General features: G+C 69.6%; 20 protein-coding genes. 17 read left to right on the plus strand and 3 right to left on the minus strand.

Going from position 1 to position 23,191, the window contains the following annotated elements:
• On the plus strand, positions 1-1,088 hold a 1,088-nt coding region (locus tag ABB22_RS04915), incomplete at its 5' end, for a D-alanyl-D-alanine carboxypeptidase family protein (protein ID WP_057505069.1).
• A gap of 106 nt (positions 1,089-1,194) precedes the next feature.
• Here ABB22_RS04915 and ABB22_RS04920 read toward each other — a convergent pair.
• Positions 1,195-2,253 (minus strand): lipid A deacylase LpxR family protein, encoded by a 1,059-nt coding sequence (locus ABB22_RS04920; RefSeq protein WP_057505070.1) that lies wholly within the window; start codon positions 2,251-2,253, stop codon positions 1,195-1,197.
• Between the two features lie 279 nt (positions 2,254-2,532).
• On the opposite strand from ABB22_RS04920, the gene ABB22_RS04925 reads away from it, so the two are divergent.
• The 13 genes from ABB22_RS04925 to folK all read left to right on the plus strand — a co-directional run bounded on the left by ABB22_RS04925 (position 2,533) and on the right by folK (position 16,111).
• The gene (locus ABB22_RS04925) at positions 2,533-3,510 is read left to right on the plus strand and encodes a CsgG/HfaB family protein (RefSeq protein WP_055772317.1); all 978 of its coding nucleotides are present in this window, start codon (positions 2,533-2,535) and stop codon (positions 3,508-3,510) included.
• Between the two features lie 167 nt (positions 3,511-3,677).
• Entirely contained in the window at positions 3,678-3,956 is a 279-nt protein-coding gene (locus ABB22_RS04930; RefSeq protein WP_055772652.1) for a YbeD family protein, read from the plus strand.
• Positions 3,944-4,645 (plus strand): lipoyl(octanoyl) transferase LipB, encoded by a 702-nt coding sequence (gene lipB, locus ABB22_RS04935; RefSeq protein ID WP_055772314.1) that lies wholly within the window; start codon positions 3,944-3,946, stop codon positions 4,643-4,645. Before ABB22_RS04930 ends, lipB begins: the two co-directional genes overlap by 13 nt.
• 15 nt (positions 4,646-4,660) lie before the next feature.
• On the plus strand, positions 4,661-5,668 hold the full coding sequence (gene lipA, locus ABB22_RS04940) for a lipoyl synthase (protein WP_057505071.1): 1,008 nt from the start codon (positions 4,661-4,663) through the stop codon (positions 5,666-5,668).
• A 415-nt stretch (positions 5,669-6,083) separates the two neighbouring features.
• Positions 6,084-8,258, plus strand: coding sequence for a carboxy terminal-processing peptidase (locus tag ABB22_RS04945; RefSeq protein WP_055772308.1), 2,175 nt, complete (start codon positions 6,084-6,086; stop codon positions 8,256-8,258).
• Positions 8,259-8,368: 110 nt separating this feature from the next.
• Complete coding sequence (locus tag ABB22_RS04950; RefSeq protein ID WP_055772305.1) at positions 8,369-8,917, plus strand: DUF2242 domain-containing protein; 549 nt, start codon at positions 8,369-8,371, stop codon at positions 8,915-8,917.
• 95 nt (positions 8,918-9,012) lie between these two features.
• The gene (locus tag ABB22_RS04955) at positions 9,013-10,200 is read left to right on the plus strand and encodes a hypothetical protein (protein WP_055772648.1); all 1,188 of its coding nucleotides are present in this window, start codon (positions 9,013-9,015) and stop codon (positions 10,198-10,200) included.
• Complete coding sequence (gene gnd / locus ABB22_RS04960) at positions 10,185-11,099, plus strand: phosphogluconate dehydrogenase (NAD(+)-dependent, decarboxylating) (RefSeq protein ID WP_055772302.1); 915 nt, start codon at positions 10,185-10,187, stop codon at positions 11,097-11,099. The genes ABB22_RS04955 and gnd overlap by 16 nt, the downstream gene beginning before the upstream one ends.
• Positions 11,100-11,118: 19 nt before the next feature.
• Positions 11,119-11,466, plus strand: a complete 348-nt coding sequence (locus ABB22_RS04965; RefSeq protein WP_055772299.1) for a BON domain-containing protein — start codon at positions 11,119-11,121, stop codon at positions 11,464-11,466.
• A gap of 193 nt (positions 11,467-11,659) precedes the next feature.
• Complete coding sequence (locus ABB22_RS04970) at positions 11,660-13,465, plus strand: sensor histidine kinase (RefSeq protein ID WP_055772294.1); 1,806 nt, start codon at positions 11,660-11,662, stop codon at positions 13,463-13,465.
• Between the two features lie 11 nt (positions 13,466-13,476).
• Positions 13,477-13,917 carry a response regulator gene (locus ABB22_RS04975; RefSeq protein ID WP_055772291.1) on the plus strand — a complete coding sequence of 147 codons (441 nt, stop codon included), beginning with the start codon at positions 13,477-13,479 and terminating at the stop codon, positions 13,915-13,917.
• Positions 13,918-13,923: 6 nt separating this feature from the next.
• Positions 13,924-15,444: an ATP-binding response regulator gene (locus tag ABB22_RS04980; RefSeq protein ID WP_055772287.1), complete on the plus strand. Its 1,521-nt coding sequence runs from the start codon at positions 13,924-13,926 to the stop codon at positions 15,442-15,444.
• 178 nt (positions 15,445-15,622) lie between these two features.
• Positions 15,623-16,111, plus strand: a complete 489-nt coding sequence (folK, locus tag ABB22_RS04985; protein ID WP_055772284.1) for a 2-amino-4-hydroxy-6-hydroxymethyldihydropteridine diphosphokinase — start codon at positions 15,623-15,625, stop codon at positions 16,109-16,111.
• A 202-nt stretch (positions 16,112-16,313) separates the two neighbouring features.
• On the opposite strand, the gene ABB22_RS04990 is transcribed toward folK, so the two are convergent.
• Positions 16,314-17,051 carry a pteridine reductase gene (locus ABB22_RS04990; RefSeq protein WP_055772281.1) on the minus strand — a complete coding sequence of 246 codons (738 nt, stop codon included), beginning with the start codon at positions 17,049-17,051 and terminating at the stop codon, positions 16,314-16,316.
• 54 nt (positions 17,052-17,105) lie between these two features.
• Between ABB22_RS04990 and ABB22_RS04995 the strand changes: the two genes are divergently transcribed.
• Entirely contained in the window at positions 17,106-18,290 is a 1,185-nt protein-coding gene (locus tag ABB22_RS04995; protein ID WP_055772279.1) for a class I SAM-dependent methyltransferase, read from the plus strand.
• On the plus strand, positions 18,287-18,700 hold the full coding sequence (locus ABB22_RS05000) for a VanZ family protein (RefSeq protein ID WP_152984043.1): 414 nt from the start codon (positions 18,287-18,289) through the stop codon (positions 18,698-18,700). The genes ABB22_RS04995 and ABB22_RS05000 overlap by 4 nt, the downstream gene beginning before the upstream one ends.
• 650 nt (positions 18,701-19,350) lie before the next feature.
• Here ABB22_RS05000 and ABB22_RS05005 read toward each other — a convergent pair.
• Entirely contained in the window at positions 19,351-21,651 is a 2,301-nt protein-coding gene (locus ABB22_RS05005) for a beta-N-acetylhexosaminidase (RefSeq protein ID WP_055772273.1), read from the minus strand.
• A 101-nt stretch (positions 21,652-21,752) separates the two neighbouring features.
• Here ABB22_RS05005 and ABB22_RS05010 point away from each other — a divergent pair, with 101 nt between their 5' ends.
• Complete coding sequence (locus ABB22_RS05010; protein ID WP_055772270.1) at positions 21,753-22,988, plus strand: exo-beta-N-acetylmuramidase NamZ family protein; 1,236 nt, start codon at positions 21,753-21,755, stop codon at positions 22,986-22,988.
• Positions 22,989-23,191: the final 203 nt, after the last annotated feature.

The raw sequence follows: 23,191 nt of genomic DNA on the forward strand, positions 1-23,191 counted from the left end.
GGACGTGGACGGCGCCGGCGCCGTCCACGTCCAGCGCGTGGGTGTTGATGGACTACGCCTCCGGACAGGTGCTGGCCGGCGAGAACATCCACATGCCGCTGCCGCCGGCCAGCATCACCAAGGTGATGACTTCCTACGTGCTGGCCGCCGAGACCAAGAACGGCAAGATCAAGCCCGACGACCAGGTGATGATGAGCGAGCGCGCCTGGCGCGAGGGCGGCGCCGGTACCGACGGCAGCTACAGCGGGTTCCCGGTCAACCAGACCGCGCGCCTGGAAGACATGGAAAAGGGCATGGCGATCCAGTCGGGCAACGATGCCGCCATCGCCCTGGCCGAGCACGCCGCCGGCAGCCAGGAAGTGTTCGCCGAGCTGATGAACAGCTATGCCGCCAGGATCGGCATGAAGGACTCGCACTTCGTCAACGCGCACGGCCTGACCGCCGACGGCCACCAGTCCAGCGCCTACGACCTGGCGCTGCTGGGCCGGGCATTCGTGCGCGATTACCCGGAAACCTATGCCTACAACAAGATCAAGGAATTCACCGTAGGCAACATCACCCAGCCCAACCGCAACCTGCTGCTGTGGCGGGACCCGAGCGTGGACGGCATCAAGACCGGGCATACGTCGGCGGCCGGGTACTGCCTGCTGAGTTCGGCCCAGCGCGGCGACCAGCGCCTGATCGCGGTGCTGATGGGTGGGGCCTCGGAGAAGCAGCGCGCCAACGACAGCCTGGCGCTGTTGAACTGGGGCTTCCGTTTCTTCGAGACGCACCGTCTCTATGAGGTCGGCAAGGCCGTGACCACGCAGCATGTGTGGAAGGGTGCCGCCAACGAGGTGCAGCTGGGCGTGGCGCAGCCGATGCTGGTCAGCGTGCCGCGCGGCCGCTATGCCGATCTCAAGCCCAGCATGGACGTGCCCAAGCAGCTCATCGCACCGATCGCCGCCGGCCAGCAGATCGGCACGGTCAAGGTGGCGCTGGACGGCAAGATCATTGCCGAGGCGCCGCTGGTGGCGGTGCAGGCAGTGGAGGAGGGCGGCTTCTTCAAGCGCCTGTGGGACGCCTTCATGATGTGGTGGAAGTCCTGACCCGATAGATGAAAAAAGCCGGCGCAAGCCGGCTTTTTTCATGGCAGTGCCGTCCGCCGTCCGGTAACCGCGACGGCGCCGAGAAAGTCGCGACGGGCCTCGCCGGTCACAGCGTGCGGCTGATGGTGAAGCTGCCGAACACCGGCCGCTCCTTCTGTCCCTCGAACTCGCGGCTGCGGTGGTAGCGGGCCAGCGCGAATTTCCACTTGCCGCGCATCAGCGCCACGCCGTAGCCGATGTCGCCGACGAGCGCGCGCTTGTCCACGCTGTGGCCGCGGCGGAAGGTATTGCCGTCCAGGGTGATGTCGCGCAGCACCCAGCGTGCGTCGGTGGTCGCGAACAGGTGTCCGGACCAGCCTGGGAGACGGGCGCCGCGGGTCGGTGCGGTGTTCTCGCCGGCCGGGCGCATCGGCGAGCTGCCGAAGTCGTCCGGCAGCTGCCAGCCGAAGCGGACTTCGCCGCCGCCATTTGCGTAGGTCGCCAGATTGCCGACCGCTCCGCCCCAGTGGCTGATGGCGTCCCAGCCCCAGCCTGCCGCATTGTTCGCCGGCCAGCGCCGCATGCGTTCCTGCAACAGGCGGAATACCGGCTCGTCGTGCAGCTGGTTCTTCCAGCCCCTGAACTTCTCGTCGTGCAGCACGCTGTGCACGGCGTCCTGCACCTGCTTTCCCTGCGCGGACGGGCCGACCATCCCCACCGCCAGCTGGGTGGTGCGCAGGCGGTCGCCGATGCGCGCGTTGTAGCCGAAGTTGGCCAGCAGCACGCCGGCGTAGGGGCGGTCGTCCTCGACCAGGTCGGCACGGGTGCTGTCGGTCGGCGTGAACAAGCCCTGGCCGACGCTGAAGATCATGTTCTGCTGGTCGAATCCGCCCGGCTGCAGCCGTTCCAGGTGGCGGTTGATCCAGCGCGCCGGCGCCGGCAGGCAGGGGTCGTCGGTGTAGTCGACCAGGTTGGGCGAGACGAAGGTCAGCATCGCGCCGTTGGTATAGCCCTGGTCCTGGTGATGGCCGCCGAACAGGTCGTTGTCCACGCGGAAATTGACCGCGGGCGGATGGTCGCGCAGTGCGCTGCCGCCGCAGGTGTCCGGCTGCCTGGCCGCGGCCTGCGCGGGGGTGCCGGTGAGCGTCAGTGCCAGCGCCAGGGGCAGCCAGGGGCGGATGTCCATCCACTCGGATCCGGGTCGTGGGGGTGCGCGCAGCTTAACGGCGGGGCCTGCTCCGGCGCAGCGCGGGCCGGCGGATCACATCGTTGCAGCATCGCGGGCCGCGCCGGAAACCGTGACGGGCGCGGGTTGGAAACCGTCATGGCCCTGCGGTAGCATCGCCGCCGACCACTCCGCGCTTGCCAGACTGGCTGCCTGCAAGGACCAGGACCCTGTCGCCGGGTTTTCAGACCAAAGGAACGCGCCCCCGAGCGGCGCAGGTTAATGGGGAATACACAACCTATGCGTACTGTCTTTTCGCCGTTGATCGCGGCCGCGCTGACCGTCGGCGTTGCCGCGGTCCTTTCCAGCCAGCCGGCGCAGGCCTCGTTCAAGAACACCGGTACCCAGGCGCAGGAACAGCGCAAGCAGGCTACCGCCCAGATCCCGGTGTGCCAGCGTCCGATCGGCACCATCTCGGTCATCGAGCCGGAAGATGCCACCAACTGGTGGACCGGCCAGCAGCTGCCGGCGCCGTCGCGGCTGATCAAGGTGTTCGTCAACCGCTCGCGCTGCTTCACCCTGGTGGACCGCGGTGCCGGCATGGCCGCCGGGCAGTTCGAGCGTGAACTGGCCGCCAGCGGCGACCTGCGCGGCCGTTCCAACGTCGGCAAGGGCCAGATCAAGGCCGCCGACTACGTGATGATCCCGGACCTGGTCTCGCAGAACAGCAATGCCGGCGGCAACGCCATCGGCGGCCTGCTGGGCGGCCTGATCGGCGGCAAGGCCGGCGCGATCGTCGGTGGCCTGAACTTCCGCAGCAAGACCGCCGACGTGGTGCTGACCGTGACCGACGTGCGCTCCTCCGAGCAGGTCGCGATCTCTGAAGGCTCGGCGCGCAAGAGCGACGTCGGCTTCGGCGCCAGCGGCGGCCTGTTCGGCGGCAGCGGCTTCGGCGCCGCCGGCGTGGGCGGCTATGCCAATACCGAGATCGGCCAGGTCATCACCATGGCCTACCTGCAGGCTTATACCGACATCGTCGCCCAGCTCGGCGGCCTGCCGGAGAACGCCTCGGCGGCCAATGCCCAGCAGGCGGTGACGGTGACCCGTGCCGGTCGCCTGCTGGCCAACGCCAAGGGCACCGGTGCGCCGGTGCGTTCGCTGGACCCGGGCATGATGCTGTACCCGACCGGCAACAAGGAGGGCGTGATGTGGGAGGTCGAGGACGAACTGGGCAACAAGGGCTGGGTCTCCTCCACCCTGCTGGAGCTGTCCAAGTAAGAGCGTCGTGCCGGCCATGGCCGGTACGCCAGGTGCAGGTGCCGGCCGGGTTGGCCGGCACGGATCCGGCGCCGGCAACGCAGCTTTCCGTGGAAGGGCCGCCCGCAGCGGCCCTTCTGCCGTTCCGGACCTTGGGTTTGACGGCTCCCGCCCCGATAATGGCGGGCATGGAAATCAAGTCCGACAACCCCGAACACGGCTTCCAGTTCCCCGGCACCTTCGAGTTGAGCGCCATGGGCGCGGCCAATATCGGGCTGGAAAACGAGCTGCCGCGGCTGCTGCTGCAGGCTGGCGTGGATGTGCTCAACGAGCGCATCAGCTGGAAGCATTCGTCCAACGGCAAGTACGTGTCCGTGCGCATCGCCTTCAAGGCCGACAGCCGCGAGCAGTACGACGCTGCGCATGAAGCCCTGCGCAACCATCCGGAAGTGAAGTGGACGCTGTAGGCGCCTGCCCTGCCGACGCCGTGCGTGCCAAGGCCCGCCCGGCGACGCTGCGCGACCTCGGCCGCCAGGCCTACGAGCCGGTCTGGCACGCGATGCAGCGCTTCACCGACGCCCGCGACGAGGCCACCACCGACGAAGTGTGGGTGGTCGAGCACGATCCGGTGTTCACCCTGGGCCAGGCCGGCAAGGACGAGCACGTGCTGGCGCCGGGCGACATCCCCGTGCTGCACGTGGATCGCGGCGGCCAGGTGACCTATCACGGCCCCGGCCAGATCGTGGTCTACCCGCTGCTGGAGCTGCGCCGGCTCGGCATCGGCGTGCGCGACTATGTATGCCGCATCGAGCAGGCCATCATCGACACGCTGGACGAATGGAACATCGTCGCCGAGCGCCTGGAGGGCGCGCCGGGCGTCTATGTCGGCGGCGCCAAGATCGCCGCGCTCGGCATCCGCGTGCGCCGCGGCTGCAGTTTCCACGGGCTGGCCTTCAACGTCGGCCTCGACCTGGAGCCGTTCCACCGCATCAATCCCTGCGGTTATGCCGGGATGCAGGTGACCTCGGTGCTAGACTTGGGCGGTCCTTCGGGCATCGAGGCGGTCAAGCCGGTGCTGCTGTCCCACCTGGCCCGGCAGTTCGGCCTGGACCTGCGCGACGATCCCGGATTGCCCGACCTGACCATGCGGCCCTGACGCCGCCGGAACGCCATGACCGAATCCACCAGCCGCTCCATTCCCCTGCAGGTCCTGCAGGGCGACACCCCGTCCGCGCCGCTGCAGGCCGGCGCCAAACAGCTCGGTGGCGACAAGATCAACCGCTCGCCGGTGCAGTTCGCCGACGCGCCGGTGCTGCGCAAGCCGTCGTGGATCCGCGTACGCATCCCCTCCGGCAATGCGGTGCAGCAGCTCAAGGCCAAACTGCGCGAGAACCGCCTGGTGACGGTATGCGAGGAAGCCAGCTGCCCGAACATCCATGAATGCTTCGGCCATGGCACCGCGACATTCATGATCCTGGGCGAGGTCTGCACCCGCCGCTGCTCGTTCTGCGACGTCGCCCACGGCCGGCCCAAGCTGCCGGACGCCGCCGAACCGCTGCACCTGGCGCAGACGGTCAAGGACATGGGCCTGAAGTACGTGGTGGTCACCAGCGTCGACCGCGACGACCTGCGCGACGGCGGCGCCGGCCATTTCGTCGACTGCATCAGCGCCATCCGCGAGTTCAGCCCCGGCACCCGCATCGAGATCCTGACCCCGGATTTCCGCGGCAAGGGCCGCATGGAGCGCGCGCTGGAAATCCTCGCGGTCAGCCCGCCGGATGTGTTCAACCACAACATCGAGACCGTGCCGGACCTGTACCGCAACGTGCGCCCGGGCGCGGACTACCAGTGGTCGCTGACCCTGCTGCAGAAATTCAAGGCGCAGCACCCGGCGATCCCGACCAAGAGCGGCATCATGCTCGGCCTCGGCGAGACCCTGGAACAGGTGCAGGCCACCCTGCGCGACCTGCGCGCGCACGACGTGGAAATGGTCACCATCGGCCAGTACCTGCAGCCCACGCCGCACCACCACCCGGTGCTGCGCTACTGGACGCCGGAGGAATACAAGGCGCTGGAGGACTACGGCTACGAACTGGGCTTCCACCACGTGGCATCCGGCCCGATGGTGCGCTCGTCCTACCACGCCGACCGGCAGGCCGCCGGCGCCGGGATCGGTTGAGGCGACCCCATCGCTGCGCGCTGCGGCCCTGCGGTTCGCGGCCTCTGGCGGACGCCGGAGAGGCGCGCGGCAGCAGTGGCTGCGTGGCGGCGCGGTCGCGTCCCGCACTGCCCGCACGACGCGCCCTCGGCGCGCCTCCTGGTCATGGGGCTTTCCTCGAGAGGCGGCACGCTAGTGCAGGCCGCGGCCCGCATCTGCATGAATATCTGGAGCGCCGGATTCCGCTATGCGGAATTCCCGGCCGATGGCAGGTCGCCATCGGCGACGGTGCCGCTTGGGTGGCATTCACATCCCGCTACCGCCGCCGCTTTAGCCTGCAGGACATGCGGATGACAAGTACCGCAACTTCCGGCACTGTCCCGTTGTCCAAGCCATCCGCAGTCTCACTCCATCGCCTGGTGCCACGAGTACTTTGATGAACTACCGAGTTCCCGCTTTCCTGCTGGCTTTCGCGCTGACCGCGCCGGCCGCGCTGCTGGCGCGCGCCGACACCACCGCGCTGCCGTCCACCGCGACGGTCGACCAGGCGACCACCTCCAAGCTCGTCTACGGACTGCTGTCCGACAGCCGCTACGCCTACCGCCCGCGCCCGCTGGACGCGGCGACCTCGCAGGACGTGTTCAAGCGCTACCTGGAGTCGCTGGACAGCGGCAAGCAGTTCTTCACCCGCGAGGACGTGGACCGCTTCGCGCCGCTGGCCGAGCGGACCGGCACGGCGATCCGCACCGGCGAGCTGGACCCGGCCTTCCAGGTGTTCGCTGTCTACCGCCAGCGCGTGGCCGAGCGCGTGGGCTATGCGCGGCGCCTGCTGAAGCAGGAGCCGGACTTCACCACCAGCGAGCGCTTCGACTACGACCGCAAGGACGTGCCGTGGGCGACCGGCGCCGAACTGGACGAGCTGTGGCGCAAGTCGGTGAAGAACGACTGGCTGCGGCTGCGGCTGGCCGGCAAGCCGGCGGCGGACATCCGCAAGACCCTGGACAAGCGCTACGCCACCCTGCTCAAGTCGGTCAACGAAGTGAAGGGCGAGGACGTGTTCTCGTTCTTCATGAACGCCTATACCCGTGCGGTCGATCCGCACACCGATTACTTCACCCCGCGCACGGCCGAGAACTTCAACCAGGCCATGTCGCTGTCGCTGGAGGGCATCGGCGCGCAGCTGCAGCGCCAGGATGACGTCGTGGTGATCCGCGAGATCATCGCCGGCGGTCCGGCCTCGGTGGACGGCACGCTCAAGCCGGGCGACCGCATCGTCGGCGTGGGCCAGGGCCGGTCCGGCCAGGTCGAGGACGTGATCGGCTGGCGCATCGACGACGTGGTGGCCAAGATCCGCGGCGCCAAGGACACCCAGGTGCGGCTGGAATTCATCCCGGCCGCCGAAGGCGTGGACGGCAAGCACCGCATGGTGACCCTGACCCGGCAGAAGGTGCGCCTGGCCGAGCAGGCCGCCAAGGGCGAGACCATGACCATCCCGGGCGCCGGCGGCGAACCCGAGCGCCGCATCGGCATCGTCAAGCTGCCGACCTTCTACCAGGATTTCGAGGGCCGCCGCCGCAACGCCGCCGACTACGCCTCGGCCACCCGCGACGTGTCGCGCCTGCTGGCCGGGTTCAAGGCCGACAAGCTCGACGGCGTGGTGCTGGACCTGCGCAACAACGGCGGCGGTTCGCTGGACGAGGCGATCGAACTGACCGGCCTGTTCATCGAGCAGGGCCCCGTGGTGCAGGTGCGCGAATCCGGCGGCCGCGTCACCGTCAACAGCGACCGCAATCCGGCGGTGGCCTGGGACGGCCCGCTGGCGGTGCTGATCAACCGCGGCTCGGCCTCGGCCTCGGAGATCTTCGCCGGCGCCATCCAGGACTATGGCCGCGGCCTGGTGATCGGCGAGACCACCTTCGGCAAGGGCACCGTGCAGAACGTGGTGCCGCTGGACCGCTGGCCGGCCAGCGAGAAGGAACGCTTCGGCCAGGTCAAGCTGACCATCGCCCAGTTCTTCCGCGTCAGCGGCTCGTCCACCCAGCACAAGGGCGTGGTGCCCGACCTGGCGTTCCCGGCCAGCGTGGATGCCAGCGAATTCGGCGAGAGCACCTACGACAACGCGCTGCCGTGGACACGCATCGCCGCGGTGCCGCACACCCAGTACGGCAATTTCGCGCCGATCCTGCCCCGGCTGGAGACGCGGCATGCCGCGCGCATCCAGAGCGACCGCGAGTTCAAGTGGTGGGAGGAGGATGTGCAGCAGTTCCGTACGGAAGCGGCGAAGAAGTACGTCTCGCTCAACGAGGCAGAGCGCCGCGCCGAACGCGACAAGCAGGACATGCAGCGCAAGCAACGCCAGGAAATCCGCAAGGAACTGGGCCTGCCGCTGGACCCGCTGGCCGACGACGGCAACGACGACGGCCTGACCGGCAGCGAGCGCGACATCGTCAAGGATGCCGCGCGCGAGAAGGCCGCCGAGAAGCGCCCCGATCCGCTGCTCAAGGAATCGGCCTCGATCCTGTCCGACGCGGTGAACCTGCTGGAGAAGGACCGCCCGCTGTCGGCGCAGGTGCTGCCGCAGTCCACCGGTCCTGGTCGCTGGGCTGATTGAGAACGGGTTCCGGGCGCCGGTGGAACGGCGTTCCTGCAGGGCATGGCGCCGTCAGCGTGGCTCCACGTTGGCGGCGTTATGCTGTCTGCCTTGCCGATCGTGGAGGTGCCATGTACAGGCATGCTTACCGTGTATCGCTGGCCCTGGCCTGCGCCCTCGTGGCCGGCTGCGGCGGCCGCGCCGCCGACAATCCCCTGGTGCGCGAGTCGTTCGATTCCGGCGACACCTATACGCGCGATGTCGACGCTACCCCGGCACAGGCCTGCGAGGCCGCACGCCGCGCGCTGCTGGGGCAGGGCTATGCGATCACCCGCGCCGGCGCGGACAGCGTCGAGGCCAACAAGAATTTCCAGCCGAAGGAAGAACTGCACGAGCAGCTGGTGCTGCGCGTCTCCTGCGCGGCGCATGGCAACAGCGGCGCGCAGGTGTTCGCCAGCGCGGTGCAGGACCGCTATGCGCTGAAGAAGTCGCCGACCTCGGCCAGCGTCGGTGTCGGCGCGCTGGGCTCGGTGTCGCTGCCGTTCGGCAGCAATGACGATTCGCTGGTGCGGGTGGCCAGCAGCACGGTGCAGGACCCGGTGTTCTACCGGAATTTCTTCGAGCGCCTGCGGCAGTACCTGGCCCCGTCGGCGGCAGCGCCCGGAGATGCCGCGCGGTGACGCGCGCCTGCCGTGTCCCGGCCTGGCTGACGGGGTGCGCGTTCGCGCTGCTGGGCGTTGCGCCGCCGGCACCGGCGGCGGACAGCGCGGCATGCATGCTGCCCTTGTTGCAGCGGCTGGGCTGGCAGCTGCATGACGCCGGGATTGCCGCGCCGGTGATCCATGGCGGCGAACCCTGCCGCCGCGCGTCGCTGGACGCTGCCCGGCAGCGGGGCGATCTGCGTGCGCTGCTGCCACGCAGCTACGACAACGCCCAGCGCGAGCGCGTCTATCGCGACCTGCTCGATGATCCGGCGACCCTGTGCGCCTATGCGTTCCAGTTGGGCGAGGCGACCCGCCGTGCCGTCGCGCGCCTGCAGGACAACCGTGGCTACCGCTTCTCCGCGTTGCAGCTGGGCTGGATCGGCTTCGGCCCGCGCGGTGCGCGCGCGCAGGGCTGGCAGCGCTTCCGCAGTTTCGGTCGCGGTTACGCGCCGGTCGCCTCCAATGCCGTCGCGCTGGAAGCGTTCTACAGCGGTCAGGTGCGTTCGGAGTGCGGCGTCGGCCGCCAGGTCGCGCAGCTGGCGACGCAGCGCGAGCTGTACGGCGACGCCGGCTTCGACCGGGAGTTCGCGCCGGGCGAACTGTCGATCGGCACCTTCCTCACCCTGCACGGCACGCCCAGCATCCTGCTTGGCGCGAACGCGGGCGAATTCTTCGCCGATGGCAAGGCGGTGCGCACCTCGCGCCTGGGACGGCAGGCCTTCATGGGCGTGCCCGGTTTCATCGAGCATGTATTCGACAAGCGGCATCTGGACGACATCAACAACCAGGCCGAGAACTTCGTCATCGTCGACGTGAGCGCGGAGGCCGCCGAGGCGCTGGCGCGGCACGGCGGCCTCGCCCATTACGACGCTCTCAACCGGCGCCTGTGGGAACTGTCGCGGCAGATGCCGGTCCACCACGGGCGTTACTTCGAGCGGCTGCTGCACGAGCGCGATCCGGCGCTGCGCGACGCCCTGCCCGAAGCGCAGCGGCCGCTGCTGGCGCAGATGGATGCGCTGCTCGCCGACCCGGTCTATCGCGGCATGATGCTCTACGTGCATCCCAAGGGCGTCAGGCCGCTGGGCTACCACGTCGCGCGCCTGCTCGACCGCAACCCGCGCACGCCGTACAGCATCGACCTGGCCCTGCACAATCTGCACACCACGCTGTTCCGGCGCTGGCTGCAGGCGCAGCTGCGCGACTGCGCGGCGCGAACCGCTTACATCGACCAACGAGGTGGAACATGGAACTGGGCATGATCGGGCTGGGGCGCATGGGCGCCAACATGGCGCAGCGCCTGCACCTTGGCGGCATCGCCGTGACCGGCTTCGACCCCGGGCAGGAAGCGCGCGAGCGGCTGGCCGCCACCGGCGTGGCCACGGCGGCGACGCTGGAAGCGCTGGTGCAGGCGTTGCCCGCACCGCGCACGCTGTGGCTGATGGTGCCGGCCGGCGCGGTCGATCCGCTGCTGGAACAGCTGCTGCCGCTGTTGTCGCCCGGCGACCTGGTCGTGGACGGCGGCAACTCCTGGTACCGCGATTCGCTGCGGCGCGCCCAGCGCTGCCGGCAGGCGCAGGTGGCGTTCATCGACTGCGGAACCAGTGGCGGCGTCTGGGGCCTGCAGGAAGGTTATTGCCTGATGCTGGGCGGCGAGGAGGAGGCGATGGCGCGGCTGCGGCCGGCGCTGGAGGCGCTGGCGCCTGCCGCGGATCGCGGCTGGGCGCACGTCGGGCCGACCGGTGCCGGGCATTTCTGCAAGATGGTCCACAACGGCATCGAGTACGGAATGATGCAGGCCTACGCCGAAGGCTTCGCGCTGATGCAGAAGAAGCAGGAGTTCGCGCTGGACCTGGCGCAGGTGGCCGAGGTATGGCGCCACGGCAGCGTGGTGCGCTCGTGGCTGCTCGACCTCGGTGCCGACGCGCTGCGGCGCAATCCGCAGCTGGAAGGCATCGCGCCCTACGTGCAGGATTCCGGCGAGGGCCGCTGGACGGTCAGCGAGGCGATCGAGCTGGATGTGCCGGCACCGGTGATCACGCTGTCGCTGCTCGAGCGCCTGCGCTCGCGCGAATCCAATTCCTTCGCCGACCGGATGCTGGCGCAGATGCGCAGCGGCTTCGGCGGACATGCGGTGAAGGCGGCCAACGATGGCGAATGACGGCCGCCGGAGCCGGGCGATGAAGGCCGCGCGATCATGGGTGCTTTGCGGCGGATGGCTGTGGGGCCTGTCGGCCGCGTCGCCGCTGCAGGCGCAGGAGCCGCCCGCGCCGCCGCAGGCGCCGGTCCCGGGGCAGATGGGCGATGCGTGGATCACCACGCGGATCCGCGCGGCGCTGGTGCCGCTGCAGCGCGACGGCAACGCCGACGTGCGCGTAAGCACCACGGAGGGCATCGTCACCCTGGAAGGGGCGGTCGACAGCCGGATCACGTACGACCAGGTCGTGGAACTGGCGGGCCGGGTCAAGGGCGTGCGCGGCGTGGACGCGCAGGCGCTGCAGACCGGCGCGATCGCGCCGCATCCGTGACGGCCGCAGCCGTGCTGCCGCGTTCACTCCGCTGGCGAATCATGCAATGCTTGCGCGCCGGTTCGCATGCACCCGGCCGGCTCCGGACCCGGGGGAACCGCGCCCGCGGCGATGCACGCGGACGGCCATGTGTCGCCGGGAACCTGTTTACGTTCATCCCGGTCTTCGGGCCGGCCCCAGGCAAGGAATGAGGATGGCCTATCGATTCACCGACGAGGGCTGGGACCGCTGGCGTTTCGCCGGCCTGGGACTGGCCGCGCTGCTGATCGTCGTGGTGCCTTCGCTGCTGCTGCTGCAGATTTCGCGCGACAGCGTCAATGCCGCCAACTGGGTGGCGCATACCCAGGCGGTGAGCGCGCGGCTGTACATCCTGCAGGCCGACATCCGCGACGTGGAGTCGGCCGCGCTGACCCTGTCCAAGGGAGTGGAATCGGACGCGCTGCGGCAACGCCTGCGGCGCGCCGACCATGTCGCCGACACGCTCCATGAACTGTCCGGGCTGGTCAGCGACAGTCCCGAGCAGCTGGTGCGGATCGGGCGCGTCAGTTCCATGCTGGAGCGGCGCATGGCGCTGGCCAAGGAGATCGCGGTCACTCCGGAATCGCTGCGCCAGCGCGAGCTGATCGAGGAGATGACGTTCAGCTATCCGGTGCGCGAGATCGCGATCGAGCTGCAGAAGCACGAGGACGAGCTGCTGGCCCGGCGCATCGCCGCCGCGCACAAGCAGCAGCGCCTGTCGACGATCGTGACCTGGAGCACGCTGGCGGCGCAGCTGCTGCTGCTGGGCCTGGTGCTGTGGCTGCTGAAGCGGCAGATCGGCCGCCGCACGCGCGCGGAACAACGCATGCTGCAGGCCAGCGCCCGCGCCAGTTCGGTGCTGCAGACCGTGCGCGAGCCGATCGTGCTGCTCGATGGCGAGCAGCGCATCGTCCTGCACAACGCCGCCTTCGCCGAGCTCTATGGCGTGGAGGACGACGATGCCAACGGCCAGCCGCTGCAGTCCATCGGCGACGGCGCCTGGGCTGACGACATCGTCCGCCAGCGCCTGGCCGACGTGCTGCTGCGCGGCCGCGAGCTGTGGGACTACGAGCATGAACAGCGCAGCGTCGACGGCCTGGTGCGCATCATGCTGGTCAATGCCCGGCGCATGCCGCTGCCCGACAGCGACGACGAAGTGGTGTTGATGACGGTCAGCGACGTCACCCTGCAGCGCGCCGTGCAGCTGCGCGTGGAGGAACTGAACCGGCAGCTGGAAGGTAAGGTCGAACAGATGGCCGAGGTGAACCGCGAGCTGGAGGCGTTCAGCTATTCGGTCTCGCACGACCTGCGCGCTCCGCTGCGCCACGTGGCCGGGTTCTCCGACAAGCTGGCGCGGCACCTGGGCGAGGGCGCGGACGAGAAATCGCGCCACTACCTGCAGGTGATCGGCGACTCGGCGCGGCGCATGGCCGCGCTGATCGACGACCTGCTGGTCTATTCGCGCCTGGGCCGCGGCGCGATGCGCCTGCAGGCGGTTGACATGCAGTCGCTGGTCGCCGACACCCGCGCGCTGCTGGATTCCAACCTGCGCGCCGAGACCGGCGCGGACGCCGCGGTGCGTGACGTCCACTGGAACGTCGGCCCGCTGCCGGTGCTGGTGGCCGACGAGAACATGATGCGCCAGGTGTGGCTGAACCTGCTCGGCAACGCGGTGAAGTACACCGCCGGGCGCGAACATGCCGTCATCGACGTGTCCGCGCAGCAGCTGCCCGACGGCAGCCAGCAGTTCAGCGTGCGCGACAACGGCACCGGCTTCGACATGCAGTACGCCGGCAAATTGTTCGGCGTGTTCCAGCGGCTGCACAAGGCCAGCGACTATCCGGGCACGGGCATTGGCTTGGCCAGCGTGCGCCGCGTGCTCACCCGCCATGGCGGCCGCATCTGGGCCGAGGCCCAGGTCGACCAGGGCGCCACCTTCCATTTCATCCTTCCACCCCCTGCGCCCGACGCGCACAGCTGAGGTCCACCCGCATGAGTCCGCTCCGTACCATCCTCATCGCCGAAGACAGCCCCGCCGACGCCGAAATGGCGATCGACGCGCTGCGCGACGCGCGCCTGGCCAATCCCATCGTGCACGTGGAGGACGGCGTGGAAGCGCTGGATTTCCTGATGCGCCGCGGCGTCTACGCCAACCGCGAAGAAGGCCTGCCGGCGGTGCTGCTGCTGGACATCAAGATGCCGCGCATGGACGGGCTGGAAGTGCTGCAGCGTATCCGCGCCGAAGACGAGCTCAAGCGCCTGCCGGTGGTGATCCTGTCCTCCTCGCGCGAAGAGAGCGACCTGGCGCGCAGCTGGGACCTGGGCGTCAACGCCTACGTGGTCAAGCCGGTGGACGTCGACCAGTTCTTCAACGCGGTCAAGACGCTTGGCACCTTCTGGGCGGTCATCAACCAGGCCCCGGAGCTGGAGTAAGCCGCCATGCCCAACAAAGGGACACCGTTGGGTCCGCTGCGCATCCTGCTGGTCGAGGACTCGGCCGAGGACGCGGAACTGCTGTGCGACCAGATGCTCGAGGCCGGGCTGGAAGGCAGCTTCGAACGGCTCGACAGCGAGGCGGAGATGCGCGCGCTGCTGGCGCGGTGGACGCCGGACATCGTGCTTTCCGACCTGAGCATGCCGGGCTTCTCCGGCTACCAGGCGTTGCGCATCCTGCGCGAACTGCACCCGCAGGTGCCCTTCATCTTCGTCTCCGGGACGATGGGCGAGGAGACCGCGGTGCAGGCGCTGCACGAGGGCGCCAACGACTACATCATCAAGCACCAGCCGGCGCGCCTGCCCTCGGCGGTGGCGCGCGCCATCCGCGAGGCGCGGCGCGAGATGGAGCGGCTGCGGGTCGAGGACGAGCTGATGCGCGCGCAGCGGCTGGAAAGCCTGGCCCTGCTGGCCGCGGGCCTCAGCCACGACCTGCGCAACATCCTGCAGCCGCTGCTGATCGTGCCGGACCTGATCCGCGACCGCAGCGACGACCCAAAGGTGGTGCGGCTGGCCGACGTGATCGCCGAATGCGGGCGGCGCGGCCACGAAATGGTCGAGTCGATGCTGTCCTTCGTGCGCGGCTCGCGCCTGCCCAGCGAGCGCATCGTCCTGCAGCGCCTGTTCCAGGCGGTGGGAATGCTGCTCAAGAGCAGCCTGCCGGGCAACGTCGACCTGCACCTGGAGGTGCGCGACGACCGCATGGCGGTGGAAGGCAACTACACCGAACTGCAGCAGGTACTGCTCAACCTGGCGTTGAACGCGATCCAGGCCATGCCCGATGGCGGGCGCCTGAGCCTGCTGGCCGAGCGCGCTGCCGGCGCCGATGGCGAGCGCCTGCGCATCCGTGTGCAGGATGAAGGCGTCGGCATGGACGAGGCGACCGTGAAACGGCTGTTCAGCCCGTTCTTCACCACCAAGGCCGGCGGGACCGGGCTGGGGCTGGTGTCGTGCAAGCGCATCGTGGAAAGCCTGGACGGAAGCATCGCGGTTTCCAGCCGGCCGGGCGAGGGCACGCGCTTCGACCTGCTGCTGCCGCTGCATGCCGCGGCGGGAGAGCGCAAGGACGGTGCGATGCCGGCGACGCCGGCCGGCCGGGGCCGGCGGATACTGGTGGTGGACGACGAGGCCACGCGCCTGTCGCTGCTGGGCAACGCGCTGGCCAGCCAGGGCTACCGCCTGCGGCTGGCGGCCGATGGCGCCGCGGCGATGCGCCACCTGCAGGAAGCGGGGATGCCGGACGTGGTGCTGGTGGACAGCGGCATCCCGCTGTTGTCCGCCGGGCAGCTGCTGACCGAGATGCAGGACATGGGTTACCGCGGTCCGGCCATCGTGCTGGAGGAGAACGGCGACGAGGCGTTTGCCGATGGCCTGGCGCCATCGGGGATCAGCGTGCACGTGCTGCCGCGCCCGCTGGAAATGCAGCGTGTGTTCCGCGCCGTGGCCGACGCGCTGGGCACGGGGTGAGACGCCAGGAGCCCGCGTAGGGAAGCCGCGAACGAGCAGCGCAGGCAACAGCCGCGAGTTCGCGTTCCTGCTTCCGCCCTGCCTGGTTGCTGGTTTCTCTCCACTGGTTCCTGGCCCGAAGCCCTATCATGTGCGTCCCCAATCCGACGCGGCGAGCCGCCGCGACAAGCCGAAGCCGATGACGACCGTGCTACTGAGCCTGGGCAGCAACCTGCACCCGCAACACCATCTGCAGGCGGCGGTACGGGTATTGCGCGAGCGCTTCGGCCGGATCGCCGTTTCCCCGGCCTACCGCACGCCGGCGGTGGGCTTCGACGGCCCGGATTTCCTCAACAACGCGGTGATGCTGGATACCGGCCTGCCGCTGGCGGAACTGGACGACTGGCTGCACGCGGTCGAGGACGCGCACGGGCGCGACCGCAGCGGGCCGCGTTTCAGCGACCGTACCCTGGACATCGACGTCGTGTACTACGGCGACCTGGTGGTGGAAGGCCCCGGCCACCTGCGCATTCCTCGGCCCGAACTGAAGCACGCCTTCGTGCTCAAGCCGTTGGCCGACATCGCGCCGGATTTCATCGACCCGGTCCGCGGCCTGAGCCTGCGGCAGATGTGGCAGGCGCATCCGCAGCACGGCGACGCATTCGATACCGTCGAACTGGCGGACTGACCCGCCGCCAAGGCGGCGGCGCGACCGCCTTCGTGTAGAGCGGGGCAGAGCCCCGCTGGAGCCCTCCGGTGAAGCCCGGCCGGGCGTTGCCCGGCGCTACAACGCCGCAGCAGTCGATTTCCCGGTAGAGCGGGGCACAGCCCCGCTGGGGCCTTCCCGGTAAAACCCGGCCGGACATCGGCACGACGCCGGCGGCCAACGTTCAGGTCAGCGTGCGCCCACCGTCCAGCCGCAGCGTCTGCCCGGTGATGTAGCCGGCGTCGTCGAGCAGCCAGCGCACCGCTGCGGCGATCTCGTGCGGCGTGCCGGTGCGCGCCATCGGCGTGCGCTCCATCAGCGCCTGCTTGGCCGCCTCGCTCTTGCCCTGTTCCGGCCACAGGATCGCGCCGGGTGCCACGGCGTTCACCCGCACGTGCGGCGCCAGTTCCAGCGCCAGCGAGCGGGTGGTCATCTCCAGCGCGGCCTTCGCCGCCGAATAGGCCGGGTGATCGCGCAGCGGCTGGGTCGCGTGCAGGTCGGTCAGGTTGACGATGGCGCCGCGCTGCCGGCGCAGGTGCGGGGCGGCGGCCTGGGCCAGGAAGAACGGCGCGCGTGCGTTGACCGCGAACAGCTCGTCCCACTGTTCCACCTGCACCTGCCCGAACGGCGTGGGGAAGAAATTGGAAGCATTGTTGACCAGCGCGTCGAGCCGGCCGAAATGCGCCACCACCTCCTCGACCAGCTCCGCCAGCGCCTGCGCGTCGCGCAGGTCGGCCTGTACCGCCAGCACGCTGCCGGGGCGCTCGCTTTCCAGGTCGAAGGCCAGCGCCTGCAATTCCTCGCCCGACTGGTGCGCATGCAGGGCCAGCCGGTAGCCATGGCCGTGCAGGTGGCGGGCGATGACCGCACCGATGCGGCGCGCGCTGCCAGTCACCAGGGCCACCCGTTGCGGATCCGTCATCTGCGTTTTCCTCGCTCGGCTATCCTGTGCATTGTCCCCGCAAACCGCCGTCCCATGCATTCCGACCTGCCCCTGCCCGAATCCGACGCGCTGGCCCACAGCGAGCAGCTGGCCGCGCACCTGCGCGCGGAGATCCTCGCCCAGGGCGGCGCGATGCCGTTCTCGCGGTTCATGGAACTGGTGCTGTATGCGCCGGGCTGGGGGTATTACAGCGCCGGCGCCAGCAAGTTCGGCGCCGCCGGCGACTTCGTCACCGCACCTGAAATGGGCACGCTGTTCGCCGCGGCCACCGCCAACGCGCTGGCGCCCGTACTGCGCGAGATCGGGCCGCAGGCGCGCGTGCTGGAACTGGGCGGCGGCAGCGGTGCGTTCGCCGAGGCTGCGCTCGGGCGCCTTGCCGAGCTGGACGCATTGCCGGCGCGATACGCCATCCTCGAGCCCAGCGCCGACCTGCGCCAGCGCCAGCGCCAGCGCCTGCAGGACGCGCTCGACCCGGCGCTGTTCGCCCGTGTGGAATGGCTGGACCGCCCGTTCGATGACGAATGGGATGGCGTGCTGTTCGCCAACGAGGTGATCGACGCGCTGCCCACGCCGCGCTTCCTCGCCAGCGAAGGGGAAATCTACGAGGAAACCGTCGAACTCGACGGGCAGGGCCGCTTCGTGCGCGGCGCGCAGCCGGCGGACATGCTGTTGTCGGCGGCGGTGCGTCACGTGGAGCGCTACCTGGAACGTCCTTTCAGCGATGGCTACCGCTCCGAACTGCTGCCGCAGCTGCCGTACTGGATCCAGGCGGTGGCTGGCGGCCTGCGCCGCGGCGCGATGCTGTTCGTCGATTACGGCTACTCCCGCGCCGAGTTCTACCAGGACGACCGCCGCGACGGCACCCTGCGCGCGTTCTATCGCCACCGCGTGCACAACGATGTCCATCTGTGGCCTGGCCTGCAGGACATCACCGCCTCGGTGGACTTCACCGCACTGGCCGAGGCCGGCACCGGCGCCGGCTTCGACCTGGCCGGCTACTGCCACCAGGCCGGCTTCCTGTTCTGCAATGGCATCACCGGCCTGCTGGAGGCAGGGGACGCGAATACCGATGAAATCGGGCGTGTGCGCCTGCGCGAACAGTTGAAGCGCCTGACCCTGCCCACCGAGATGGGCGAGCGCTTCCAGGTGATGGGCTTCAGCCGCGACGTGGACCTATCGGCGGCATTCGCGATGGGCGACCTAACCTGGCGCCTGTGAGCTGCCCGCTGTTCAAGCCACTGCGCCACCTGCCGTTCTGGATCGGCCTGTGGGCGCTGGCGGTACTGGGCGTGATCGTGGTGTGCCTGATCCCGCCGCCACCATTGCCGCCGCTGCCGGAGAATGGCGACAAGGCCGAGCACTTCATCGCCTACTTCCTGCTGTCGGCCAGTGCGGTGCAGCTGTTCCGCCGCGGCCGCGCGCTGCCGGCCGTCGGCCTGGGGCTGGTGGCGATGGGCGTGTGCATCGAATTCGCGCAGGGCGCCTTGACCGACACCCGCAGTGCCGATCCGTTCGACGCGCTGGCCAACACCGTCGGCGTGGCCGTGGGCCTGGCGACGGCGTTCACCCCGCTGCGCGATCTGCTGCTGCGGCTGCAGCCCGCACATCCGGTACGCGGCGCCCTGTAGCGCCGGGCGGGGCTTGGCCGGTGATGCCCCAGCGGGGCGTTGCCCCGCTCTACAAGGTGATGGGGCTGTGGCTCTGTAGCGGCGGGCTTGGCCGGTGATGCTTCAGCGGGGCGTTGCCCCGCTCTACAGGGCGATGGGGGTGTGGCTCCGTAGCGCCGGGCAGCGCCCGGCTGGCTTGGCCGGTGATGCCCCAGCGGGGCGTTGCCCCGCTCTACAAGGCAATGGGGCTGTGGCTCTGTAGCGGCGGGCAGCGCCCGGCGGGCTTGGCCGGTGACGCTTCAGCGGGGCGTTGCCCCGCTCTACAAGGTGATGGGGCTGTGGCTCTGTAGCGCCGGGCAGCGCCCGGCTGGTTTGGCCGGTGATGCTTCAGCGGGGCGTTGCCCTGCTCTACAAGGTGATGGGGCTGTGGCTCTGTAGCGCCGGGCAGCGCCCGGCTGGCTTGGCCGGTGACGCTTCAGCGGGGCGTTGCTCCCTCTACAAGGTGATTGGGCTGTGGCTCTGTAGCGCCGGGCAGCGCCCGGCTGGCTTGGCCGGTGACGCTTCAGCGGGGCGTTGCCTCGCTCTACAAGGTGATGGGGCTGTGGCTCTGTAGCGTCGGGCAGCGCCCGGCTGGCTTGGCCGGTGACGCTTCAGCGGGGCGGTGCCCCGCTCTACGGTTGCAGCGTCACCTGCTTCACCACCCACATGTCGGGGCGGAAGTCACCGCTGAAGCGGATGCACAGCGCTTCGGTGGCATCCGAGTGGCGCAGCAGCGGTGCGCGCAGGGTGACGAAGCCGTCGGCGTCGGGGCGTGCCGGCAGCGGCGCGGTGGCGATGATCTCGCCGTCGCAGGAGCCGGCGCGGATGTCGAGTTCGCCGTGCGCGCTGCGCGCCGGCAGGAAGCGGCGGCGCGCGTTCTCCTCCTCGCTCTGGTCGATGATGTAGGGCAGGCGGCCGGCGCGCACTTCGATGCTGCCGGCGCCGGCCATGGGCGCCTGTTCCCAGCGCCAGCACGGTTGCATGAAGGCAACGTTGAACAGGGCGCGCAGGCCGTCGGCCTGCGCCGTGTCGTCCTGCATGCGCAGGACCGGGCCTTCGGCGATGCACGGCTGCAGTTGCGCGTTGCCGCGGCTGCGCAGGCTGGTCGCGGTCACGTCGAAGCGGTCCGCGGGTTGCAGCGCGGTGCCGCCGGCGAAGGCGGCGGTGCGCAGCTGCACCGGCAGCGTGGCTTCGATGGGCGCGGCATAGAGCGGCGAGCGCGCCGTCGGTTCGCTGCCATCGAGGGTGTAGCGCACCGGGTAGCCGAGCGGATTGGAAAGGCGCAGCGTCGCCTTGTCGTTGCCGGCGGGTGCGTCTTCCAGCAGCACGCGGAACGGCGTGCGCGCATGACCGACGCGCAGCGCCTCGTAGCGCCGGTTCCAGGCCGGCAGGCGTTGCAGGAAGCTGGCGTAGTCCTTGCTGGCCTGCGGCGTCCAGCCGGTCTCGGCCACCGCCAGCAGGCGCGGGAAGGTGTTGTGCTCGACCGCGGAAAAACGCACGTCGTCGGTGGTCCACATGTTCGCCTGCAGGCCGAGGATGTGGCGGCGCTGGGCCGCGTCCAGCGCCTCGGGCACCGGCTCGAAGCGGTAGAACTTCTCCATCGGAATCAGCTTCGGCCGCGGACGGCCGCCGGGCTCGTCCGGCGAGTCGGTCTGCAGGTAGTCCAGGTACAGGTCGGCATTGGGCGACATCACCACGTCGTGGCCCTGGCGCGCCGCGGCGATGCCGCCGTCGATGCCGCGCCAGGACATCACCGTGGCATCGGGCGCCAGCCCGCCGTCGAGGATCTCGTCCCAGCCGATCAGGCGTTTGTCGTGCGCATGCACGAGGGTTTCCAGCCGGTGGATGAACCAGCTCTGCAGCGCGGCCTCGTCGGCCAGCCCGAGCTCGCGCATCCTGGCCTGCACCCGCGGCGATGCCTGCCACTGCGTCTTGATGGCCTCGTCGCCGCCAACGTGGATGTAGGGGCCGGGGAACAGCTGCGCGACTTCGGCGAACACGCCATCGAGGAAGTCGAACGTGGCGTCGTCGACGTTGAACAGGTTGGCGTGGATGCCGCGGTGTGCCGAGACCGGAATCTGCCGGCCTTCGGTGCCCAGCGCCGGATAGGCGGCGATGGCGGCGGTGGCGTGGCCGGGCATGTCGATTTCCGGCACCACGGTGATGTGCAGCGCGGTGGCGTGGGCGACGATGTCGCGGATGTCGTCCTGCGAATACCAGCCGCAGTACGGCGCGGACCTGCCGCTGGCCGGATCGATGCCGGCATCGCCGGCGGGGATGCGGCAGCCGCCGATCTGCGTCAACCGCGGGTAACGCTTGATCTCGATGCGCCAGCCCTGGTCGTCGGTCAGATGCCAGTGGAACGTGTTGAGCTTGTGCAGCGCCATGGTGTCGAGCAGCTGCTTCACCTGCGCCGGCGTCTGGAAATGCCGCGCCGAGTCGAGCATGTAGCCGCGCCAGGGAAAGCGCGGCGCGTCCTCGATGCGCATCGCCGGCAGCGTCACGCGCGGGCCTTCGCCCTGGGTGAGCAGCTGCCACAGGGTCACCGCGCCATGGAACAGGCCGGCTTCGTCGCTGGCGCGGATCGCGATGCCGTCCGCGTTGACGGTGAGCGCGTAGCCTTCGGCGGGAATGCCGCTGTCCGCGTCGATATCGAGCTGGATGCCATGCGCGCCTTTGCTGCGTACAGCGATGGGCAATGGCGTGCGTCCGGCCTTGGTGAGGAAGGCGTTCAACTGGCCTGCCACGCGCTTCGCTGCATCGCCGGCGGCGTGCAGCGGAGTGCGGGCATCCACATGGAGGGCGGCCGCGTCCGCATCGACCTGCATCGTGGCCGGTTGCGGGATCAGCGACGGGACGATGGCGTTTTCGCCGGCGTGGGCCTGGTTGCAGAATGCCAGCAGGCAGAAGGACAGCCACACGAATCGACGCATCACGGGTTCCGATTGGGCGAAGGCCAGAGGCCGGATTATCCGATGATCGGCTATCGTTGCCCATCGCCTCCCACACTGCGGATACGCGCATGCATGGATACATGAGAAACCTTTTCCTGTGCGGCCTGTTGCTGGCATCGGCGATGCCAGCGCGTGCCGTCGAAGTACGCGGCGCGGGTCCCGAGCCCGGCATCGAAGTGCTGTTGAACGAGCACGCCAGCGAGCTCAAGGGCAAGCGCATCGGCCTGGTCACCAACATGACCGGCGTGGACCGCGCGCTGCGCAGCGACATCGACCTGCTGGCCGCACGCCGGGATATCCAGCTGGTGGCGCTGTTCGGCCCCGAGCATGGCGTGCGCGGCGACGTGCAGGCCGGCGGGCACGTGGATTCCTCGCGCGATGCGGCTACCGGACTGCCGGTGCACAGTCTCTACGGCGAGCACCGCGAACCGACGCCGGAGATGCTGCGCGGCATCGACCTGCTGCTGTTCGACATCCAGGATGTCGGCGCGCGCTTCTACACCTATCCCTACACGCTGGCCAACGTGCTGCGCGCAGCCCGGCGCGACGGCATCCCGGTATGGGTGCTGGACCGCCCCAATCCGGTCGGCGGACTCAAGGTGGAGGGCCCGGTGCTGGAACCGGCGCAGTCCTCGTTCATCGGCATGTTCCCGATTCCGGTGCGCCACGGCATGACCATCGGCGAGCTGGCGCGCCTGTTCAACGGCGAGTTCGGCATCGGCGCCGAACTGAGCGTGGTACCGATGCGCGGCTGGCAGCGCGGCGACGCCGAGCCGGGCGGGGCGATGCCGTGGGTGCCGCCGTCGCCGAACATGCCCACGCGCGACACCGCGCTGGTCTACCTGGGCACTGCGCTGCTGGAAGGCACCAATATTTCCGAGGGACGCGGCACCACGCGGCCGTTCGAGACCCTCGGTGCGCCCTTCGTCGATGCGCGGCGATTGGCCGATGCGCTCAACGCGCTCGACCTGCCGGGCGTGCGCTTCCGGCCGACAGCGTTCACTCCCAGTTTCTCCAAGCACGAAGGCAAGGCCTGCGGCGGCGTGCAGGTCCATGTCACCGACCGCGAAGCCTTCCTGCCGTTCCGCACGGGGCTGGCGGTGGTCAAGACGCTGCATGACCTGTATCCGGATGCGTTCCGCTTCCAGTCCGATGCGCCGGGTGCCACGCCTGGCTTCTTCGACAAGCTGGCCGGCAATGCCTGGCTGCGCCAGGCGATCGAGCGCGGCGACACGCTCGATGCGATGCAGCAGCGCTGGCAACCGGAGTTGCGCCGCTTCGAGGCGGTGCGCGCGCGCTATCTGCTGTATCCGTGATGCGGGGGCGCGGCCCCCGCCCTTTCTGGCATCCCACCGGTAGAGCGGGGCATCGCCCCGCCGTAGCCTTGCCAGCCAATCCCTACAGCGCACTGCGTGGCGCCGCAAATCCCGGCGGCAGTGCAGCATCGCTCGTGTAGAGCGGGGCACCGCCCGGCTGCGGCCTTGCCAGCCAATCCTCATCGCGCATGGTCCGGCGCTGC

The sequence above is a fragment of the Stenotrophomonas nitritireducens genome (genome assembly GCF_001431425.1).
Taxonomy (GTDB): Bacteria; Pseudomonadota; Gammaproteobacteria; order Xanthomonadales; family Xanthomonadaceae; genus Stenotrophomonas; species Stenotrophomonas nitritireducens.

Bases quoted from the DNA above. Each gene is read 5' to 3' on its own strand.
- ABB22_RS04920 (WP_057505070.1), bottom strand. From the start codon at position 2,253: ATGGACATCCGCCCCTGGCTGCCCCTGGCGCTGGCACTGACGCTCACC.
- ABB22_RS04925 (WP_055772317.1), top strand. From the start codon at position 2,533: ATGCGTACTGTCTTTTCGCCGTTGATCGCGGCCGCGCTGACCGTCGGC.
- ABB22_RS04930 (WP_055772652.1), top strand. From the start codon at position 3,678: ATGGAAATCAAGTCCGACAACCCCGAACACGGCTTCCAGTTCCCCGGC.
- lipA (WP_057505071.1), top strand. From the start codon at position 4,661: ATGACCGAATCCACCAGCCGCTCCATTCCCCTGCAGGTCCTGCAGGGC.
- ABB22_RS04945 (WP_055772308.1), top strand. From the start codon at position 6,084: ATGAACTACCGAGTTCCCGCTTTCCTGCTGGCTTTCGCGCTGACCGCG.
- ABB22_RS04950 (WP_055772305.1), top strand. From the start codon at position 8,369: ATGTACAGGCATGCTTACCGTGTATCGCTGGCCCTGGCCTGCGCCCTC.
- ABB22_RS04955 (WP_055772648.1), top strand. From the start codon at position 9,013: ATGCTGCCCTTGTTGCAGCGGCTGGGCTGGCAGCTGCATGACGCCGGG.
- gnd (WP_055772302.1), top strand. From the start codon at position 10,185: ATGGAACTGGGCATGATCGGGCTGGGGCGCATGGGCGCCAACATGGCG.
- ABB22_RS04965 (WP_055772299.1), top strand. From the start codon at position 11,119: ATGAAGGCCGCGCGATCATGGGTGCTTTGCGGCGGATGGCTGTGGGGC.
- ABB22_RS04970 (WP_055772294.1), top strand. From the start codon at position 11,660: ATGGCCTATCGATTCACCGACGAGGGCTGGGACCGCTGGCGTTTCGCC.
- ABB22_RS04975 (WP_055772291.1), top strand. From the start codon at position 13,477: ATGAGTCCGCTCCGTACCATCCTCATCGCCGAAGACAGCCCCGCCGAC.
- ABB22_RS04980 (WP_055772287.1), top strand. From the start codon at position 13,924: ATGCCCAACAAAGGGACACCGTTGGGTCCGCTGCGCATCCTGCTGGTC.
- folK (WP_055772284.1), top strand. From the start codon at position 15,623: ATGACGACCGTGCTACTGAGCCTGGGCAGCAACCTGCACCCGCAACAC.
- ABB22_RS04990 (WP_055772281.1), bottom strand. From the start codon at position 17,051: ATGACGGATCCGCAACGGGTGGCCCTGGTGACTGGCAGCGCGCGCCGC.
- ABB22_RS04995 (WP_055772279.1), top strand. From the start codon at position 17,106: ATGCATTCCGACCTGCCCCTGCCCGAATCCGACGCGCTGGCCCACAGC.
- ABB22_RS05005 (WP_055772273.1), bottom strand. From the start codon at position 21,651: ATGCGTCGATTCGTGTGGCTGTCCTTCTGCCTGCTGGCATTCTGCAAC.
- ABB22_RS05010 (WP_055772270.1), top strand. From the start codon at position 21,753: ATGAGAAACCTTTTCCTGTGCGGCCTGTTGCTGGCATCGGCGATGCCA.